This is a genomic window from Candidatus Microbacterium colombiense, from assembly GCA_029203165.1.
In the GTDB taxonomy this organism is placed as follows: Bacteria; Actinomycetota; Actinomycetes; order Actinomycetales; family Microbacteriaceae; genus Microbacterium; species Microbacterium colombiense.
Genome location: CP119308.1, coordinates 884,391 through 902,883, shown reverse-complemented (window position 1 = coordinate 902,883; position 18,493 = coordinate 884,391). Strand labels below are relative to the sequence as shown.

14 protein-coding genes are annotated in these 18,493 nt (G+C 67.9%); 6 read left to right on the top strand and 8 right to left on the bottom strand.

The annotated features are described in order from the left end of the window. Positions 1 to 111 precede the first annotated feature (111 nt). From P0Y60_04335 to P0Y60_04310, 6 genes are all read right to left on the bottom strand, one after another. Positions 112 to 747, bottom strand: a complete 636-nt coding sequence (locus P0Y60_04335) for a CDP-alcohol phosphatidyltransferase family protein (GenBank protein ID WEK61995.1) — start codon at positions 745 to 747, stop codon at positions 112 to 114. A gap of 77 nt (positions 748 to 824) precedes the next feature. Further along, positions 825 to 6,170, bottom strand: coding sequence for a PKD domain-containing protein (locus P0Y60_04330; protein WEK61994.1), 5,346 nt, complete (start codon positions 6,168 to 6,170; stop codon positions 825 to 827). An 83-nt stretch (positions 6,171 to 6,253) separates the two neighbouring features. Beyond that, complete coding sequence (locus tag P0Y60_04325; protein ID WEK61993.1) at positions 6,254 to 6,874, bottom strand: hypothetical protein; 621 nt, start codon at positions 6,872 to 6,874, stop codon at positions 6,254 to 6,256. 19 nt (positions 6,875 to 6,893) lie between these two features. Further along, entirely contained in the window at positions 6,894 to 8,204 is a 1,311-nt protein-coding gene (locus P0Y60_04320) for a hypothetical protein (protein ID WEK61992.1), read from the bottom strand. Further along, a complete protein-coding gene (locus P0Y60_04315; GenBank protein ID WEK61991.1) occupies positions 8,188 to 9,534 on the bottom strand; it encodes a hypothetical protein in 1,347 nt (448 codons plus the stop codon). Before P0Y60_04315 ends, P0Y60_04320 begins: the two co-directional genes overlap by 17 nt. 56 nt (positions 9,535 to 9,590) lie before the next feature. Further along, the gene (locus P0Y60_04310) at positions 9,591 to 10,799 is read right to left on the bottom strand and encodes a hypothetical protein (protein ID WEK61990.1); all 1,209 of its coding nucleotides are present in this window, start codon (positions 10,797 to 10,799) and stop codon (positions 9,591 to 9,593) included. Positions 10,800 to 10,971: 172 nt separating this feature from the next. On the opposite strand from P0Y60_04310, the gene rfbA reads away from it, so the two are divergent. Genes rfbA through P0Y60_04295 form a run of 3 tightly spaced genes read left to right on the top strand, consistent with a single transcriptional unit; the run spans position 10,972 to position 14,251 of the window. Next, positions 10,972 to 11,844 carry a glucose-1-phosphate thymidylyltransferase RfbA gene (gene rfbA / locus P0Y60_04305; GenBank protein ID WEK61989.1) on the top strand — a complete coding sequence of 291 codons (873 nt, stop codon included), beginning with the start codon at positions 10,972 to 10,974 and terminating at the stop codon, positions 11,842 to 11,844. Then, a complete protein-coding gene (gene rfbB, locus P0Y60_04300) occupies positions 11,841 to 12,839 on the top strand; it encodes a dTDP-glucose 4,6-dehydratase (GenBank protein ID WEK61988.1) in 999 nt (332 codons plus the stop codon). Before rfbA ends, rfbB begins: the two co-directional genes overlap by 4 nt. Further along, positions 12,839 to 14,251 (top strand): bifunctional dTDP-4-dehydrorhamnose 3,5-epimerase family protein/NAD(P)-dependent oxidoreductase, encoded by a 1,413-nt coding sequence (locus tag P0Y60_04295; protein ID WEK61987.1) that lies wholly within the window; start codon positions 12,839 to 12,841, stop codon positions 14,249 to 14,251. The genes rfbB and P0Y60_04295 overlap by 1 nt, the downstream gene beginning before the upstream one ends. A 180-nt stretch (positions 14,252 to 14,431) precedes the next feature. Here the strand turns inward: P0Y60_04295 and P0Y60_04290 are convergent, their stop codons facing one another. Beyond that, positions 14,432 to 15,583 (bottom strand): glycosyltransferase, encoded by a 1,152-nt coding sequence (locus P0Y60_04290; GenBank protein WEK61986.1) that lies wholly within the window; start codon positions 15,581 to 15,583, stop codon positions 14,432 to 14,434. 236 nt (positions 15,584 to 15,819) lie between these two features. Between P0Y60_04290 and P0Y60_04285 the strand changes: the two genes are divergently transcribed. Further along, positions 15,820 to 16,275 carry an adenylyltransferase/cytidyltransferase family protein gene (locus P0Y60_04285; GenBank protein WEK61985.1) on the top strand — a complete coding sequence of 152 codons (456 nt, stop codon included), beginning with the start codon at positions 15,820 to 15,822 and terminating at the stop codon, positions 16,273 to 16,275. Positions 16,276 to 16,309: 34 nt separating this feature from the next. Here the strand turns inward: P0Y60_04285 and P0Y60_04280 are convergent, their stop codons facing one another. Then, complete coding sequence (locus P0Y60_04280; protein ID WEK61984.1) at positions 16,310 to 16,702, bottom strand: SIP domain-containing protein; 393 nt, start codon at positions 16,700 to 16,702, stop codon at positions 16,310 to 16,312. 92 nt (positions 16,703 to 16,794) lie between these two features. Between P0Y60_04280 and P0Y60_04275 the strand changes: the two genes are divergently transcribed. Both P0Y60_04275 and P0Y60_04270 read left to right on the top strand, forming a co-directional pair. Continuing rightward, entirely contained in the window at positions 16,795 to 17,058 is a 264-nt protein-coding gene (locus P0Y60_04275; protein WEK61983.1) for a glutaredoxin domain-containing protein, read from the top strand. 46 nt (positions 17,059 to 17,104) lie between these two features. Further along, positions 17,105 to 18,481 carry an MFS transporter gene (locus P0Y60_04270; GenBank protein WEK61982.1) on the top strand — a complete coding sequence of 459 codons (1,377 nt, stop codon included), beginning with the start codon at positions 17,105 to 17,107 and terminating at the stop codon, positions 18,479 to 18,481. Positions 18,482 to 18,493 lie beyond the last annotated feature (12 nt).

Here is an 18,493-nt window from a genome sequence, read left to right as displayed (position 1 = left end):
CGCGCGAGTACCCGGCAACGTCGTCGGGATGCGTTGGACGGTATAAGGGCTTGCTGAGTAAGTGCTGGAGAGTCCATCGACTTGATTGACGAAGGCCGGCCCTCATGCTACTCAGCCAAGCGCCTTCATCTTGCGGTACCAGATGACCACAGCGGCCCCGAGGTACAGCAGTGCGGCGAGCGCGAGAAGCGTGTAGACGACCATGAATCCGGCGGTCCAGCCCCAGAGCGCGAACGCGAGGCACCATGTGCCGTAGTCGGTCGGGATGCCGAGGATCGCGCGCAGCGGAGAGGATCCTCCCGCCTGCGCCGCCTGCGGAACTCCCTGTCGAGCGCGCAGCAGATCGTTCAGGATCATGCCGAAGAAGGTGGTCGTCGCGACGATGCTGAAGACGAGCGGAACCAGGATCCAGAGATCGGAATCCAGGTCGAAGAAGCGGTACGCACCGATCGCGACGGCGATGTGGAGCGAGACGAGCTTCGCCGCATCGAAGATGTGGTCGAGCCACTCCCCTACTAGAGAACCGCCGCCGCGAAGACGGGCGACCTGCCCGTCGGCGCTGTCCCACGCGTAGCCGATCGCGAGAAGCAGCCAGACGGCGATGCCCAGACCGATCGACGGAGGAACGGTGGCCAGCAGCACGATGCCCGTGAACGTGAAGACGGCGCTCACGACGCTGACCTGGTTCGGGGTCATGCCCATCGTGTGCGCCAAGGCCGCGAGCACGCGGCCCGCCGGCCTGTTCACATAGAGAGAGTAGGCCGGCGCACCCTTCGCACGACCCTTCTGGGCCGTGCGAAGGCTGCGATACGACTCTGCGAAACTCAGGGGAGAACCTTCACTGCCTTGTAGTTGTCCACGTAGACACTGTAAGGCAGGGGGCCGTATCCGCTACTGGAATATGTCGATACTCCGGTGTACCCCGCCGCTTGGAGGGCTGCGGTGGAATCCGTCGTCGACAGCTGCCAGTTCTGCGGCTCGGTCTGACCGTCGGCCCAGATCTTGCTCCGAAGAGTGGTGGTACCCGTTCCGTACACCTGAAGACGCACGTTGTACGCGGTGCCGGGCGTGATCGTGATGCCCGTCATGTCGACCCAGCTCAGCACCGTGCCACCGCGCGACAGCTGAGCCTGCACCGAACCGTTCGGCGCGATCAGCCAGCGGGCCCGGTAGTCGTCCGCTCCGATGACCCGGCCGAGCGCCGAGACGTACATGCGTCCGCCGGTGACCGCGGCCGACGTCGTGAACGAGAACGTCAGGTCGGTGCTGTCCGAGGTGGTCGCGTTGAGCGACGCCGTGCGCGTCTGGCTCGACGCGGCCGTCGTCAGACGAGCACGGTTGTTGTCGATGCCGACGTTCGCCACACCGGCGGTCTGCGTCCACGCGCCGCCCAGCGGGGCGGCGCCGAGCAGTCCGTCGGCCCGGTTGAAGTCGTCCTGCACCAGCCCGGCGGCGGCCGGGGCCGTCACCGTGACCGTGTGCGTGACGGCGTTCGTCGCACCACCGTTGTCGGTCACGGTCAACTTCACCGTGTAGGTGCCCGCTGAGGCATACGCGTGACTGGCCGTGGCACCGGTGGCGGTGGCCCCGTCACCGAACTCCCAGGCGTACGACGCGATGGTGCCGTCGGCGTCGGTCGAGGTCGAGCCGTCGACGTTCGCGGTCAGGCCGGAGACGCTCGAGGTGAACGCCGCCGTCGGAGCCGTGTTTCCGGGAGCCGGAGCAGTCACCTGCACCGATCGGGTGACGGTACCGGTGGCGCCGTCGTCATCCGTGACGGTGAGCTTCACCGTGTACGTACCCGCTGCGGCATACGTGTGGTTCGCCGTCACGCCGGTGCCGGTGGTGTTGTCACCGAAGTCCCAGGCGTACGAGGCGATCGTTCCGTCGGAATCCGACGACGTCGATCCGTTGACCGCGATGCTCAGGCCGGTCGGAGTCGCCACGAACGCGGCCGTCGGGGCCTCGTTCGCCGGCGGCACCAGGGCGCCGTCGCTGGATCCTGCCCAGAAGTTGTCGAAGCTCGTCTGGAACGGCACGTTGGTGACGCCACCGCCGAGGTAGACGCCGAGGCCGACGTCGCCCGCGGTCTGCAGGCCGGCGGTCGAGTCCGTCGTGGTCGCCGTCCAGCCGGAAGGCTCGGCGGTGCCCACCTTCCACACCTTCGCGCGAAGGGTGGTCGGAGAGGTGCCTGTCGCCTCGGTGCGGATGTGCAGCTTGTCGCCCGCCGCGACCGTGATGGACGTGGGTACGTTCACCAGGATCGTCGTGGTGCGCTGCAGCTGCAACGTCACACCGCCGGTGGTCGCCACGACGACGCGTGCCCGGTAGTCATCGGCACCCACGCGACGCACGTGCGTCGTGTAATAGGCGCTACCACCGACGGGTCGCTGCGACAGCGCCACGTCGACGTCGATGGCCGTGTCGGTCGACGAGACCGAAGGCAGGTATGCGTATCGCTGCGCGCCTGCGGCCGACTGCACGAACACCGCAGACGAGCCGTCGACGCGGTAGTTGGAGGCCGTGTTGGTGAGCGACCAGGCGCCGCCCACGTTCGCCGTCCCCAGACCGGTCGCGAGCGTCCGGTTGAAGTCGTCCCTCGCGTAGGTCACCGCTCCGACGGGAGCCGCGACGATCACGGAGGCCGTCTTCGTCTCGGTCGCGCCGTCGTTGTCGGTCACGGTCAGCGTGATCGTGTACTGGCCGTCCGCCGCGTAGGCGTGGGTCGTCGTGCGGCCCGTGGTGGCCGGGGTGTTGTCGCCCCAGTTCCACGAGTAGCCGGCGATGGTGCCGTCGGTGTCGTTACTCGCCGAGGCGTCGACGGTCACGGAGAGATCGGTCACCGAGGTGGTGAAGGACGGAACAGGCAGCTGGTTGGGAACCGCCGTCACGAGCGCGGTCGTCGTCGCGACGCCGCCATCGTTGTCGGTGACCGTCAGCGTGACCGTGTACTGACCACCGGCCGCGTAGGTGTGCGTGCTCGTCGCACCTGTGGTGGCCGGCGTGTTGTCGCCCCAGTTCCACGAGTAGCCGGCGATCGTGCCGTCGGAGTCGGCGGATGCCGAACCGTCGACGCTGACCTTGAGCTTGTCGACCGTGTTGGTGAAGCTCGCGGTGGGCAGCACGTTCGCGGGAGCCCCGGTGGAGCCCAGCGAGTAGTGCATCGCCACGTCGGATGCCGAGAGCGGCGCCAGGTAGACGGCGACCTCGTCGAGCGAGCCGTCGAACTCCCAGTCGCCCGGGCCCCACGTCACGTCTCCACCCACGTGCCAGTAACCGGTGTAGTCCTGGGCGTCGGTGTTCGGGTTGGTGCCCTGCAGCTGACCGTCGACGTAGAGCTTCATGCCCTGCGCGCCCTGGGTCGCCACGACGTGGTGCCACGTGTTGTCGTTGAACGACGCATCCGTGCGGATCGTCTGCTCCTGACCGGTCCACACGCCGAACACCAGCTTGCCGGCATCCGTCATGTAGACGTGACGGTCGTAGTTGTTCGAGTTGCCGTCGGGGCTGTTGCCGAAGCCGATCAGTTTTCCACCGGTCGTGGTGTTCGTCTTGAACCAGGTCTCGAGCGAGTACGAACGCGGGTTAGAGAAGGAGTTCTGGCTGATCACCTGACCGCCGCTGAACGTCGCGGCCGTGTTCGACACGCCCTGCAGCGCACCGTTCGCGCCCTTGGTCACGGAGCCGAAGTACGTGCCCCGCTGCGAGTAGCCGGAGGAGTCGGCGGCCGTGCTGCCGGTGGACTCGCCCAGGCGCCAGTACAGCGCCGGCTCGAGCCCGTAGACCGCCGCGCCGTACGCGTCGGTCGGAGCCGTCGCGCCCTCGAGCGTGCGACCGGAAGCGGTGTAGTGCGACGCGACCTGCGTCTTGCTCAGCGGAGCCGCGTAGATCGCGACCTCGTCGATCTGACCGGCGAAGCGGTCGGATCCCGCCCACGGCGAGTCACCACCGATGCGCCAGAAGCCGTTGTAGCCCTGGGCGCCGGTGACGTCGCTGCGCTGAGCGACGCGGATGCCGTCGATGTAGAGCACCATGCCCTCGGAGCTCAGGCCGGCCGACACGTGGTGCCACTGACCGTCGTTGAGCGCCGCCGACGACTCGATCGTCTGCGAGGAGCCCGGGTACACACCGAACGTGATGCGCCCGTTCGGGAGCATGTAGACGTGCCGGTCGTAGCTGCCGGAGTTGCCGGTCGAGCTGTTGCCGAAGCCGACGATCTTGCCGCCGTTGGTCGTGGTGGTCTTGAACCAGGCCTCGATGCCGAACGTCTGCGGTCCGGCGATCGCGGTGGTGGTGGAGGCGAAGCCGTTGCTGCCGCCGTCGAAGTTCGCCGCGGTGCGGCTGTCGCCGAGAATGGCGCCGGAGACGCCGCGCGTCACGCCGCTGTTGACGTTCAGGTCGGAAGGACCTGCCCAGTCGTATGACACGGAGCCTGCCGTGTCATCCAGGGGCCAGAAGTCGAGCGGGCTGTCAGCGAGCACCGCGCTGCGGTACGTGCTGCTCGTCGCGGTCCCGGATGCGGTCGCCGTGACGGTGCCGCCGAGGATCGAGTGCCCCTCGTTGTCCGTCGCGCGGACGCGGTAGGTGTACGACGTTCCGCTCACGACCGCCGAGTCGACGTAGGTCATCGGAGGCAGACCCCAGTCCTTGGACTTGGATCGCACGTTCTCGAAGGTCTTGATCACGACGTTGTTGCGCAGCACCTCGTACTTGAGGAACTCGCTGTCGCGGTCGTAGTTGAGGGGCCACGTCACACGGATCGATCCGTCGAGCGGCAGAGCGCTGGCCGGCCAGTCGGTGTTCCACAGGATCGGGCCCTGCGCGTTCGTCGACTTCGACGGCACCGCGAAGCGCACGAGACCCTGCTGACCGACGTTGTTCACGCGGGTGAACTCGCCGCCGTAGACGAGGTACTCGGAGTTTCCGTTGACCGTCCACGGGCCCTGGTAGGCGCCGCTCACCGTGCCGGTGTTGAGGCTCGGGAACCAGTGCAGCATCTTCGGTGCGGGGTTGCCGCCGAAGTCGTAGTAGCCGAGGTTCAGGCCGTAGGGCGTGGTGCGCGCGGGCTCCTTGGTGACCGCGATCGCGCGGTAGAAGCTCCACGGGTCGCTCTGCGGGAAGCCGCCTTCGAGGCTGCCGCAGTAGTGCGAGTGACCGGCCGCGTAGACCGTGTCGCCCATCGGCTGCACGTCGTACTGGTCGCCGTGGCAGTCGTTCACCCAGTTGAGCGCGCCGGTGTTCCAGGAGGCGCGGAAGCTGCCTTCGAGGTTGCCGCCGGCGCCGAAGACGTATCCGGTTCCGTAGAAGGAGTCGGCATCGGACTTGAGCGACAGGATCGCGGCGTCGTTGCCGGCGTTGCGGATGATGTTGTTGGTCTGGAAGGGCACGATCAGCGAACCGTCGGTCGCCGACACCATGCCGAGCCCGTAGCCGGGGTTGGAGCTGCCGTTCAGCGTCGGGAAGTCGCCGCCGAGCACGACCTTGGTACCGTCGGGCGAGACCACGACGACGCGTCCGCGACGCTCACCGAGCACCGGAGCCCACGGGAGCAGCGTGCCGTCGCGGTTGACGGCGGCGGCACCGAAGCGGTCCTGGCCTGCCACGCGACCGAACGTGCCGGTGAAGTACACGGCGGAGTTCGTGGCGTCGACGCCGATCGTGGTGCCGTTGGAGTTCGGGTTGAACGACGACAGCGTGCCGCTGGGCAGGTCGAACGCCGCGATGCGGTTGCGCGTCTGTCCGTTCACCGTGGTGAAGTCACCGACGATGTAGAGGCGCGTGCCGTCGGGCGAGGCCTCGACCGAGCGCACCTGCGCGTTGATGGTCGGCGCGAACGACGTGATGAGCGCACCGGTCTGGATGTTGTACGCCAGCAGGTTCGAGCGGGCGGTCTCGTTGGTGCCCGCCGCGGCGCCCGCAGGACGAGCGCTCGAGAAGGAGCCGGCGGCGTAGACGACGTTGCCCACGACCTCCTGGTCCCACACGATGCCGTTGATCTGCACCGTCGGCAGCGCGTCGGCCGTCACCGTGGATGGATCACCCGCCGGCGGACTCACGTCGGCGGCAGCCGGCGTCATGGCCACGAACGACCCCGCGATGATCGCGAGCATCGTCACAAGAACAGTTGCAAGACGGCGTCCATAGCCGCGCTTGAATTCCCCAGAATTCATCAGACTCCCCAGTCCACATGATCGACCGAACCCGACGGCGTTCCCCTCAACGCCCGGGCCGGCGATATCCCCTCAACCGGCTGCTACGGTCGCGCTCCCACGAACACGACGTCTGATTCAGCAGCCAGTATATCGACCATGATACGGATATCGCCGTCCGACGCAACAGGTACAGCGAAATAAAACACGCCGTCGGCGCTGGCGCCCGGTGCGATCGACGCCGGCAGAACCGTCGCGTCATCGGCGCTGACGGCCGCCGCAGGGGTGCGATCGTCGCCGTCGTACGTGAGGTTCACGCTCGCTCCGGCCGTGTCGATCGCGGCATCCCCGTTGTTCGTGACACGGATCACGACCTTGACCGCAGGCCCGCTGCTCTCGCCGGGGATGTCGCGTCCGGCGGTCACGCCCTCGACCGAGACCAGCGAGATCGACGAGCCCTGCTCGAGCTCGGCGGACTCGCCGAACGGCACGTCAGCGCCGTCTTCGGGCTTCTCCACGGGGGCGGTCGCACCGGGCGTCGGCGTCTCGACCTCGGTGGGCTGGGGAGTCGGTGTGTCGGTCGCACCGCTGGTCGGCGCAGACGCCTGTTGCGACGCGGTGTACGCCCAGACGCCGACGGCGACACCCACGGCGACGACGGCGACCGCGACCCAGATCCAGATCCAGGTGCGACGTGTGCGCGGCGCGCTCTCCGACTCCGACATGACCGTGTCCCCTCGTTCTTCAGTTCCCTCGCGCACTGCCTGCGCGGGATGCCTTCTCATCGGTGATCGCGCTCCACTGCCAGTTCGACGATTCCGTGTCCCGATGCGCGCTCACGCTACCACCGTGCCGCGAGCGCCGAGTGAGCACCGAGGCGAGCACCATCAACGTGAGGAACGGCATCGCGCTGTCGACGAGACCGCTCTCGGTGGTCGAGCGGAAGATCACCAGGACCAGCAGCGGCAGCACCAGCCAGCGCCGGCTGCCTGAGATGCAGGCGGCGATCACACACCACAGCAGGAGCGAGGCCACGAGTGTGACGCCGATGAGCCCCGACTGGGCGAGGATCGACACCCAGCTGCTGTCGAGCACCTGCTCGTCGCGCCACTTGATGTCGACGGGCACGGTCTTGGCCGACAAGCCCAGACCGATCCACTTCTGCCACTCGTCCCACCCCCAGCCGAGCACGACCTTCCACGCGTCGAATCGCGAGTCGAGGGCCGACGTCGTGTCGGTCGAGCCGGCACGCGTCGCGAGACTACCGAAGACGTTCGTGAACGAGGCGATGCCGTAGCCGAGCGGCAGGCAGAACAGCAGGGCGTAGACGACGCTCCGGTCGCGGATGCCGTTCACCAGCACCGCGACGAGGATGCCGAAGACGATGGCCGCGAGGCCGGTGCGTGAGCCGGTGGCCACCGCGATCGCCAGCAGCACGATGGCCGCCGAGAGCGTCTGCAGCCGCACTCCGGTGCGGAGCATGATGATGACCAGACCGATCAGCGGCGCTCCGGCGAGACCGGCCAGCTCGTTGGGATGGATCTCCGGGATGCCGCCTCCCAGCCGCCCCGACGACAGCATCCCGGGAAGCCCGGTGACTGCCGCCAGCAGCCCGACGAGGGCCATGCCCTGCAGCAGGCTGCGGATGCTCACGATCCACGGCACCGTGGTGAGGAGGATCAGGATCGTCGCCATGACCAGGAACACCCGGAGCACGAGCACGATCGTGGCCGCACCGTTGCCCGCGACCACCGCGCCGATGGCGCTCACGAGCATGACGACCGTCATCACTGCGGCGGGGCCGACGCCGATCGAGATGCGATCCCGCGTGCGGAGGGAGAGCAGCGTCGCCGAGCCGAAGGCGATGACCGCGATCAGGGCCTTCGCGATGACGACGATGTCGATGCCGCCCGAGTAGATCGTCTGGCTGCGCCACGGGATCACACTCGCGATGAGCAGGATGTACAGCGTGCCGACCGCGACGAGCCGCGCACGGCTCGGCGAGTGCGCCGACCCGTGCAGGTGTGGTGTCAGGAAATCAGTCGTGGTGTGCACGAGTGGCTCCGCCGCCGTGCCCCTGATCGGCTGTTCCTCGGTCGGACACCCGCCAGGACTCGGCGATCGAGCCGAGCGCTCCGTGGCCGGTGTGGATCATGAGCACGCCGACCGGTCGGATGCCCATCACACGAAGACGGGTGGCCACCGCGACGAGATCCGGCGCGGAGGTGCTGTTGTGCTTGACGGTGACGATGATCCCGGCGCCGCTGTCGACGAGGGTCTCGAGCAGGGCGGAATCGGTGGGCTCGCTGATGAGGATGACGACGTCGAAGCTCTCATGCAGGCGCGCGATCGCGTCGGGAAGCTCACGCAGCAGCGTCTCCATGGCGATGGGCTCGTCGGCCACGATGACCGCACGGTCATCGGCGTCGTGCTCGTCAGCGGGAGTCGGGTCCTCCTCGTTGTCGAGCAGAGCATCGAGGCTGAACGACCCGCCGGCGACATGGTCCTTGCGTGTGTCGATCACGCACGCGGATCGACCGACCGCTTCCTGAGCCGCCAGCAGACCCAAGACCGTGCCGTCGTCGATCGCTCCGGCGGAGGCAGGAACCAGGAGCTGTGTGCGCAGACCGTCTCCGGCCAGCGCGGCCAGGTTACCCACGGTCTCCTCGTACGCCATGAGCGTCACGGATTCGGGTTCGGGGCGCACACGGCGTTTGCGCGGGATCTGGCCGACGACGGGGAGGCCCGTGGCTCGGCGCACATCGGAGATCGTCCGAAGACGACGGTTCGTCGTGGTGCGGTAGACCGCCACGATCGCGCCGATCGCGAGCCCGGCCACGCCGCCCAGGCCCGTGATCGCGGTCACCTGGGGCGAGATGGGCGACTGCGGCTCGACGGCCGGGAGCACCTGGTCGAGGTTGACGGTGTAGCGAGTGTCACCCGTCACGTTCTCGGTGGTCTTGATGAGGTCAGAGAGGTGCGATGCGGCGGAGTTCGCCACGTCGGCGGCGAGCGCGGCGGTCGGCGCATCGGCCTGCACCACGAGCAGCACCGTGTCGGCGGTGTTCTCGGCCGACAGCATCCGCCGGATGTCGCGGTCCGAGTAGTCGTCCTCGTCGAGCGAGAGATCGGAGCGCACGGCGTCGATCACCTCGGGGCTGTCGATCAGCGCCGGGTACGACTTGATGCGCGCGAGGCTGAACTGGTTGCGCTCGAACAGCGATGCCTCGGTCGAATCGACGCGCAGCAGCATCGTCGACGTCGCCGCATACGTCTCCGGCAGCGCCTTGGCGACCACCCATGCGGCGCTCGCTCCGAACACCGCGAGCACGACGATGACCAACCATCCCTCGCGCAGAATCCGTCCGTAAGGAACGTCCTCCATCGTCAACCCCTCCGCTGAACTGCGACCAAACCTATCATTGGGAACTCGGCGGTTCCTCAGGACTCCGGGGCACTCGGCCGCTCGGTCGAGACGACCAGCCATCGCAGCCCCAGCCCGCCCAGCATCGACGCCGCGGCGAGCCCGAAGGGCAGCGCCGACACCGACGCGCCGAGCGTCAACATCACGACGGCCACGAGAACCGCGAGCACGGTGTCGGAGAGCCGGATCAGGAACACGGCGATCTGCTTGCCCCCGACCGCGCCGAGCGCACCGTAGGGCGTGACGATCGCGACCGAGAGGCCATAGGCGAGCCACGCGATCACCGCGAGCGGATCGACCTGCACGCCGAAGGCGAGCGGGCTCGCCCACGGGATCAGCACGACGGCGATGACGCTCATGACGACCGTGCCGGCCAAGAGGAAGAGCACGGCTCTGTCGGCCTCGCGCACGGAGCTCGCGGCTCCCGCCTTGCGCTGATTCGCGAAACGCACGAACAGGAACGACGAGAGTCCGCCGATCACCAGGATCAGCGGAGACGTGTAGGTGCGAGCGGCTTCGAGCAGACCGACCGCGGTGATGCCGGCGGCGGCGAGGGAGAGCAGGCGCACCGAGGTGAAGAGGCTAGGGCGGAGCACCTGCTGGAGTCCCCGCCACACGCCGTAGCGCCAGACCGTTCTCACATCGGCGCCGCGCAGCGACACGAGGATCCGATCGGCCTTCGGCACGAGGAACCAGCCGACGCCGGAGGCGACGACCTGTCCGGCGGCGATGGCCCCGAGGAAGAAGCTGAGCGTGAGGGCACCCGAGAGGGCCGGGACGATGATGACGACCAGGGCGACCAGGAAGCCGCAGATGTCCGTGATCGCGACGCGCAGGAATGACATGTGAGCGATCAGCAGGCGCCGTACGATCTCCTCGATCGAGAAGGCGGCGAGCGCAATGGCGAACAGCAGCGCCTCGAGCGCGCTGCTGAAGCCCGTCGCCCACGCGATCAGGAATGCCGCGAGTCCGAGCACGGCGGATGCCGCGATCAGCATCAGCTCGAGCCCTGCCCGCACCGCCCGCTGCGAGCGGTCGAGCACGACGAGCGTGTCGCCGACCAATCCGGTCACCACCGCCGTCGCGAGGATCACCACGCCGTAGAGGATCGCGAAGCGTCCGTAGTCGTCGATGCCGAGCAGGCGCGCGACGAGGATCTGGATCAGCAGCCCGATCAGCGCCTGCACGGCCTGCGCGATGATGGCCCCCACAGCCTGGCGTTTCATGTCGCCCTCCCGCAGGACATCCTCGCACGGCCGGCGACGGTGCCCGGTCCCCGCGCGGCGCACAGGAGCTCCGCGCTAGGCTGTCCTCCAACGACTGTGGGGGTCGTGGACGGTTGGGGAACCGTCCACCACGTGACGCCACCATGGACATCGAAGTTTCACAAGGGGGATCATGAAGGGCATCATTCTCGCGGGCGGATCCGGCACGCGTCTGCATCCGATCACGCTCGGAGTCTCGAAGCAGCTGATCCCGGTGTACGACAAGCCGATGGTCTACTACCCGCTGTCGACGCTCATGCTCGCCGGCATCCGCGACATCCTGGTGATCACGACTCCGCATGACGCCGCGCACTTCGAGCGTCTGCTCGGTGACGGCTCGCAGTTCGGCATCTCGCTGACCTTCGCGCAGCAGCCCTCCCCTGACGGACTCGCGCAGGCGTTCACGATCGGCGCCGACTTCATCGGCGACGACAGTGTGGCCCTCGTGCTCGGCGACAACCTGCTGTACGGCCCCGGGCTCGGCACGCAGCTCAAGCGCTTCGCCGACATCGACGGCGGTGCCGTGTTCGCCTACTGGGTGGCCGAACCCGAGGCCTACGGTGTCGTATCGTTCGACGACGAGGGTCAGGCGGTCTCCCTGGAGGAGAAGCCGAAGAACCCGCAGAGCAACTACGCGGTGCCCGGGCTCTACTTCTACGACAACGACGTGGTCGCCATCGCCCGCGATCTCGAGCCCAGCCCGCGCGGAGAGTATGAGATCACCGACGTGAACCGCGAGTACCTGGAGCGCAAGAAGCTGCAGGTCGAGGTGCTCCCCCGCGGAACGGCCTGGCTCGACACCGGGACGTTCGATCAGATGACGGATGCCGCCGACTACGTGCGCACCATGGAACGCCGCACGGGCATGAAGATCGGCGTACCGGAAGAGGTCGCCTGGCGACAGGGATTCCTGAGTGACGACGAGCTCCGGGAGCGCGCCGAAGCGCTCGTGAAGTCGGGGTACGGCTCCTATCTGCTCGACCTGCTGGAACGAGGACACCGATGACCCGTCTGCTCGTGACCGGCGGCGCCGGCTTCATCGGCTCGAACTTCGTGCACCATGTGGTGGCGAACACCGACGCGCACGTGACGGTGCTCGACAAGCTCACCTACGCCGGCAACCGCGCCTCCTTGGAGGGGCTCCCCGCCGACCGGGTCGAGCTCGTGGAAGGCGACATCGCCGACGCCGAACTCGTCGACGGACTGTTCGCGAAGGCCGACGCGGTGGTGCACTACGCCGCCGAGTCGCACAACGACAACTCGCTGCACGACCCGCGGCCGTTCCTGGACACGAACATCATCGGCACCTACACGCTGCTCGAGGCCGCGCGTCGTCACGAGCGCCGGTTCCATCACATCTCGACGGACGAGGTCTACGGCGACCTCGAACTCGACGACCCGCAGCGCTTCACCGAGCAGACGCCGTACAACCCCTCATCGCCCTACTCCTCCACCAAGGCGGGCAGCGACCTGCTCGTCCGCGCGTGGGTGCGATCGTTCGGGGTGCAGGCCACGATCTCGAACTGCTCGAACAACTACGGCCCGTACCAGCACGTCGAGAAGTTCATCCCTCGTCAGATCACCAACGTCATCCGCGGAATCCGTCCCAAGCTCTACGGCGCGGGGCAGAACGTGCGTGACTGGATCCACGCCGATGACCACTCCTCGGCCGTGCTGACGATCCTCGACAAGGGCGCGATCGGCGAGACCTACCTGATCGGCGCGGACGGCGAGAAGGACAACCGCTCCGTGATCGAGCTGATCCTCACGCAGATGGGCCAGCCCGCCGACGCCTACGACCACGTGACCGATCGCGCGGGGCACGATCTGCGCTATGCGATCGACTCGACGAAGCTGCGCACCGAGCTCGGGTGGCAGCCCCAGTTCTCGGACTTCGAGTCCGGCCTCGCGTCGACCATCGAGTGGTACCGCGCGAACGAGGCCTGGTGGGCGCCGTCGAAGGACGCCACCGAGTCGTTCTACGCCTCCAAGGGACAGTGATGATCGAATTCGGCAAGACGCTCACGGTCACCGAGACCGGGATCCCCGGACTGCTCGTGGTCGATCTGCCGGTCCACGGGGATTCCCGGGGATGGTTCAAGGAGAACTGGCAGCGCGAGAAGATGGTCGCCGCCGGTCTGCCGGACTTCGGACCGGTGCAGAACAACATCTCGTTCAACGATGCGGTCGGCACGACGCGCGGCATCCATGCGGAGCCCTGGGACAAGTGGGTCTCGGTCGCGACCGGCAAGATCTTCGGCGCCTGGGTGGACCTGCGAGAGGGCGAGAGCTTCGGCAGGGTGTTCACGACCGAGATCGATCCGTCGCGGGCGATCCTCGTGCCGCGCGGCGTCGGCAACTCGTACCAGACGCTGGTTCCCGACACCGCGTATGCCTATCTCGTCAACGACCACTGGTCACCCGATGCGGAGTACTCCTTCCTCAATCTGGCGGATGAGACCGCCGCGATCGCCTGGCCCATCCCGCTCGCCGACGTCGAGATCTCGGCGAAGGACCTGGCACACCCCCGCCTGGCCGACGTGACCCCCATCGGGCCGCGGAAGACGCTCGTGCTCGGGGCATCAGGACAGCTCGGCCAGGCGCTTCGTGCAGAGCTCGGCGATGCCGCGCATGTCGAGTACGCGACACGTGCCGATCTCGACCTGGCGGATCCTGCACTCGCGACCGCCCGCCATTGGCGCGACTACGACACCATCATCAACGCAGCGGCGTACACCGCGGTCGATCTCGCCGAGACCCCGGAAGGGCGCGCCGACGCCTGGGCGGCGAACGTCAGCGGAGTCGCCGCGCTCACGCGCATCGCGACCGAGAACGGCATCACGCTCGTGCACGTCTCCAGCGACTACGTCTTCGACGGCGCGCAGCCCGAGCCCTACACGGAGACGGATGCCGTGCGGCCGCTGGGCGTCTACGGGCAGACGAAGGCCGCCGGCGACGCGCTCGTCGGCACGGTGCCGCGCCACTACATCGTGCGCACCTCCTGGGTCATCGGCGACGGGCGCAACTTCGTTCGCACCATGGCGTCGCTGGCTGCGCGCGGCATCTCGCCGCGTGTGGTGGGCGACCAGGTCGGACGACTGACGTTCACCGACGACCTCGCGTCGGCGATCGCCCACCTGCTCGCGCATCGCCCGGCGTTCGGGATCTACAACGTGACCGGGGCCGGCGAGGCGCGTTCCTGGGCCGACATCGCCCGCGGGGTCTACCGCCTCACCGGCCACGATCCGGCATCCGTGAGCGACGTGACCACCGCCGAGTACTTCGCGGATCAGGCCGGACCCATCGCGCCGCGCCCTCTCAACAGCGTGCTCGACCTGAGCCGTATCACCGACACCGGCTGGACGCCACGGGATTCCGCCGCGAGCCTCGAGCACTACCTCGAGTCGCGCTGACGCGAGGGCCTCTCAGCATCCTGCTCGCAGGTCGCAGGTCGCAAATGGTCACATCCACACGCCGATGGCGACCATTCGTGACTGCTCTCGACCGCGAGAGGGCGCATCTGGTCGTATCGTCGCCCGGGAAGCGACCAGATGCGACCTCTGCGGGCAGCAGGCCCGTCCGCACCCGGACTTCTACAGCTCGCCGGGCTTCATCGCTTCGGCGTCGATCGCCTGGATGATGCGCACGGCGGCGGTGTCGGGCTTCAGCTCTCCGGCCTTGCGCCGCTGCGGGGCGTAGACCACGAGCGAGTGGAAGAGGAATCGCGCGAAGAAGGCCACGATCAGCGAGAGGCCGGTGGCCAGCACGCTCGAGATGTGCCAGGTCTCGACCATCAGCGCCATGACGGGGATACGCACGGCCGCCTCGACGTTGTTGAACGTGAAAGAGGTCGCGAAGCGGATGCCGAGCCCCCGCGCGTCGGTGCGCATGTCGGCGAAGACGAAACGCTCCTGAAGGATGAAGTTCCCGATGATCGTCACCTCGGCGCCGATGATGGCGGCCCAGATATAAGGAACGCCGAGCGCCACCAGCGCCCACATGATGCCGAGGTTGGCGACGGCACCGATCACGCCGATGATCGCGAACAGCGACATCTTGCCGAAACGGAGGCGGGCGAGATGCGCGATGAAGGTGATGCCCTGGCGCATGCTCGCCTTCGAAGTGCCATGCCGCCGCTCGCCGAACTCCATCGGGATCTCGGCGATGCGCAGGTCTGTGCGGGCGAGGATCTCGAGCAGGATCTTGAACCCCTGCGGCTTTAGCGCCGCGAGGTCGAGCCGCGACCGGTCCACCAGGAAGAATCCGGTCATCGGGTCGGTGCTGCGTGCGAGCCGGATCGGGAACATCGCGCGCGTCAACCAGGTGGCCGCGCGGGAGACGCCGAAGCGCACCGCTGTGCCCAGGCCGCTGGTGTCGCCGCCTCCGACGTACCGCGAGGCGGCCACGACATCGGCGTCGCCCTCCGCGTGGCGGTCGAGGAGGGCGGGAAGCAGTTCGGGCGGATGCTGCAGGTCGCCGTCCATCACGATGCAGATGTCGGATGCCGCGGCCGCGAGGCCGACCACCACGGCGCCACCGAGACCACCGGCGTTGTCATCGCGATGGATCACGCGCACGGGCAGCGACGCATCCGCAGCGACACGAGCGACCTCGTCGGCCGTGTCGTCGGTACTGTCGTCGACGAACAGGATCTCGGCGTCGCGCCCCTGCAGCGCAGCAGCGGTGCGCGCGACGAGTTCAGCGACGTTGTCACGCTCGTTGAACGTCGGCACGATGACCGTCACCGCTGTCCCCACGCGCCTTCCCCCTGTTGCTCAGCCTGCCTTGTTGCTCAGCCTGCCCTGTCGCTCAGCCTGCGGCCCCCATCGTCGCACGGGTTCCTGTGGGTCCGGAAACCGTGAGGCCGCGTCGAGATCGGGGTCGCATCCGGCACCTTCCGTCCGCTAGACTGACCCGATGCGGCTGTGGGAGTCGCTGGCGGATGGGGATCCGCTCTGGGGAATATTGATCTGGGGAGATCATGGGGACGCGTATCGGCTATGCCGCGGGAGCTTTCGACCTTTTTCACGTCGGGCATCTGAACCTTCTACGTCACGCGAAGCAGCAGTGCGACATTCTGATCGCCGGCGTCGTGAGCGACGAGATGCTGCGCCAGGTGAAGGGCATCGAGCCCGTCATCCCGACGGCGGAGCGTGCAGAGATCGTGAGTCACATCTCGTTCGTCGACGACGTGTACGTCGAGACGAGTCCGTCGAAGATGGACGCCTGGAAAGACGTGCAGTTCACGCACTTCTTCAAGGGTGACGATTGGCGCGGTACTGAGAAGGGCCTGCGCCTGGAGCGCGATTTCGCCGAGGTCGGGGTCGAGGTCGTGTACTTCCCGTACACCGCGCACACCTCGAGCTCATCGCTGCGTCGTGCGCTCGATGCGATCACGGCCGGGGCGAACAAGCCGGCCGTCGCCGCGGGGCGCTGATCCGGCTCTGACCCGCGCCGGCAAGCGCGAGCGGTCAGTTCGCGACGCCCAGCAGACTTCGGGCCATGCGCGCCACGTGGGGTGGCGTGTGTGGCCCGAGCCATACGGTCCAGTGAGCCGGGGGCTCGGTGCACGTCCACTCGACGCACCACGCGTGCACCGCGTTGGCGAGGCGCTCCCCCTTGGTGTGCACGCGGATGCCGTCTCCACGCAGCAGCCAACGCACCGACACACCGTCGGGCACGTCGATGTGTCGGAACTGGATCCGCGCCGCCGCTTCGAGCACGATGGCTCCCTGCGCATCCCACGGCAGGCGGGCGGCGATCGCCGCGATCGCTCCCGCGTCGGCCGCATCCCCTGCGATGAGGATCGGACCTTCGATGTCGTCCCAGTCCGGGTCGCTCAGATGCTCGCACGCGCCATTCATGGTCCCAAGTATAGGTAAGGCTACCCTTAGTCACAATCTCTGAGACGGATGATCTCGACGCCGCCCCTCTCCTCCGGGCATACCCTGGAGACATGACTTCTCTCGATTCCTCCACCATCACGATGTTCGGCGCCGACTGGTGCCGCGACTGCATCCGCACCAAGAAGCAGCTCGACGAGCTCGGCATCGAGTACACCTACATCGACCTGGTCGCCCAGCCCGACGCCGCCGATGTCGCCAAGGAGATCACCGGCCGCACGAACATCCCCGTCGTGGTGTACCCGGACTCCTCGCACCACGTCGAGCCCTCGAACGCCGACGTCGAGTCGAAGCTGCGCGAACTGTCTCTGATCTGACGCACCGCGCCCTCCGGGGCGGGTGACGCGCCGATACACTGGCGCGATGAGCACTGAGGCTCCCTCGGAAACAGCATCCGTCCGCCTGTCCCCGCGCACGATCGTGCTGTACGCGATCGGTTCCCTTGGCACGGGCGGCTATGCCACGCTGCCCGGGCTGGTGCTGACCTACTTCCTCACCGACAACCTCGGCGTCGCCGCGCTCGCGGCCGGCTTGATCGTGACGGCCGCGAAGATCTGGGATGTCGTGATCGATCCGCTGATCGGCGCAGCCTCCGACCGTCAGCTCGCGCGCACCGGCTCACGGCGCGGCTTCATGATCACCGGCGCTCTCGCGCTGCCCGTGTTCTTCGCCCTCACCTTCGCGGTGCCGCCATCGTGGGGTCCGGCTGCCGGCGCCACGTGCGTGCTGCTCGCGTTCCTGGCGACCGCGACAGCGTTCAGCCTGTTCCAGGTGCCGTACGTCGCCCTCCCCGCCGAACTCACCGACAGCTACGACGAGCGCACGCGCCTGCTCGGCTGGCGCGTGGTCGTACTCACGGCATCCATCCTGCTGTTCGGCGCAGGAGGGCCCGCACTGCGCAAGGCAGGGTCCGACCCGGTGCTCGGGTACCTGTTGATGGGCGTCGTCGCCGGGATCGTGATCGGCATCGGCATGTTCATCGCCGCCCGTACCGCGGACGCAGCGGCCTCGCGCACGTCGCCCGTCGCCACGTCGGCGGAGGCCCCGAGCGGGATCCGCGAACAGTATCTCTCGGGCTTCCGCGCTCTGCGCCGGAGCCAGCCCTTCCGGGCACTGCTCGCGACCTTCCTGCTGCAGGCGCTGTCGACCGGAACGATGCTCGCCGGCGCGCAGTACGTGGCGACGTGGGTGTTGCGCTCCGAGGATGCGGTGACGTTCGTGTTCGTCGCACTCGTCGGCCCCGCGCTGCTGGCCACCCCCGGATGGACCGTGATCGCACGTCGGATCGGCAAGGAGCGCGCGTTCGCGATCGCGAGCGTGCTGTTCGCCGTCGCCGCGGCATCGATCACTGTCGCCGCATGGGCTCCCGGGGCGTGGATCTACGCTTCCGTCGCGGTCGCCGGAATCGCGTACGCCGGGCTCCAGTCACTTCCGATGGCGATGCTCCCCGATGTCATCTCGCACGACGAGCGTTCGAGCGGGCGCGGTCAGGCCGGCACCTTCACCGGCATCTGGACCGCGGGCGAGACGGTCGGCTTCGCCCTCGGAGCGACGACGGTGTCGCTCGTGCTCGCAGCGACCGGATACATCTCCACCGTGGCCGGCGCCGCGGTGGAACAGCCGGATGCCGCGATCACGGGCATCGTGCTGAGCTTCAGCATCCTGCCCGCCGTCCTGATGCTCGCCAGCCTGCTCCCGTTGGCCCGCTACCGCCTCCGCCGCGCGGACATCGACACCTGAGTCCCGCATATG

Bases quoted from the DNA above. Each gene is read 5' to 3' on its own strand.
- P0Y60_04330 (WEK61994.1), bottom strand. From the start codon at position 6,170: ATGAATTCTGGGGAATTCAAGCGCGGCTATGGACGCCGTCTTGCAACT.
- P0Y60_04325 (WEK61993.1), bottom strand. From the start codon at position 6,874: ATGTCGGAGTCGGAGAGCGCGCCGCGCACACGTCGCACCTGGATCTGG.
- P0Y60_04315 (WEK61991.1), bottom strand. From the start codon at position 9,534: ATGGAGGACGTTCCTTACGGACGGATTCTGCGCGAGGGATGGTTGGTC.
- P0Y60_04310 (WEK61990.1), bottom strand. From the start codon at position 10,799: ATGAAACGCCAGGCTGTGGGGGCCATCATCGCGCAGGCCGTGCAGGCG.
- rfbA (WEK61989.1), top strand. From the start codon at position 10,972: ATGAAGGGCATCATTCTCGCGGGCGGATCCGGCACGCGTCTGCATCCG.
- rfbB (WEK61988.1), top strand. From the start codon at position 11,841: ATGACCCGTCTGCTCGTGACCGGCGGCGCCGGCTTCATCGGCTCGAAC.
- P0Y60_04295 (WEK61987.1), top strand. From the start codon at position 12,839: ATGATCGAATTCGGCAAGACGCTCACGGTCACCGAGACCGGGATCCCC.
- P0Y60_04285 (WEK61985.1), top strand. From the start codon at position 15,820: ATGGGGACGCGTATCGGCTATGCCGCGGGAGCTTTCGACCTTTTTCAC.
- P0Y60_04280 (WEK61984.1), bottom strand. From the start codon at position 16,702: ATGAATGGCGCGTGCGAGCATCTGAGCGACCCGGACTGGGACGACATC.
- P0Y60_04275 (WEK61983.1), top strand. From the start codon at position 16,795: ATGACTTCTCTCGATTCCTCCACCATCACGATGTTCGGCGCCGACTGG.
- P0Y60_04270 (WEK61982.1), top strand. From the start codon at position 17,105: ATGAGCACTGAGGCTCCCTCGGAAACAGCATCCGTCCGCCTGTCCCCG.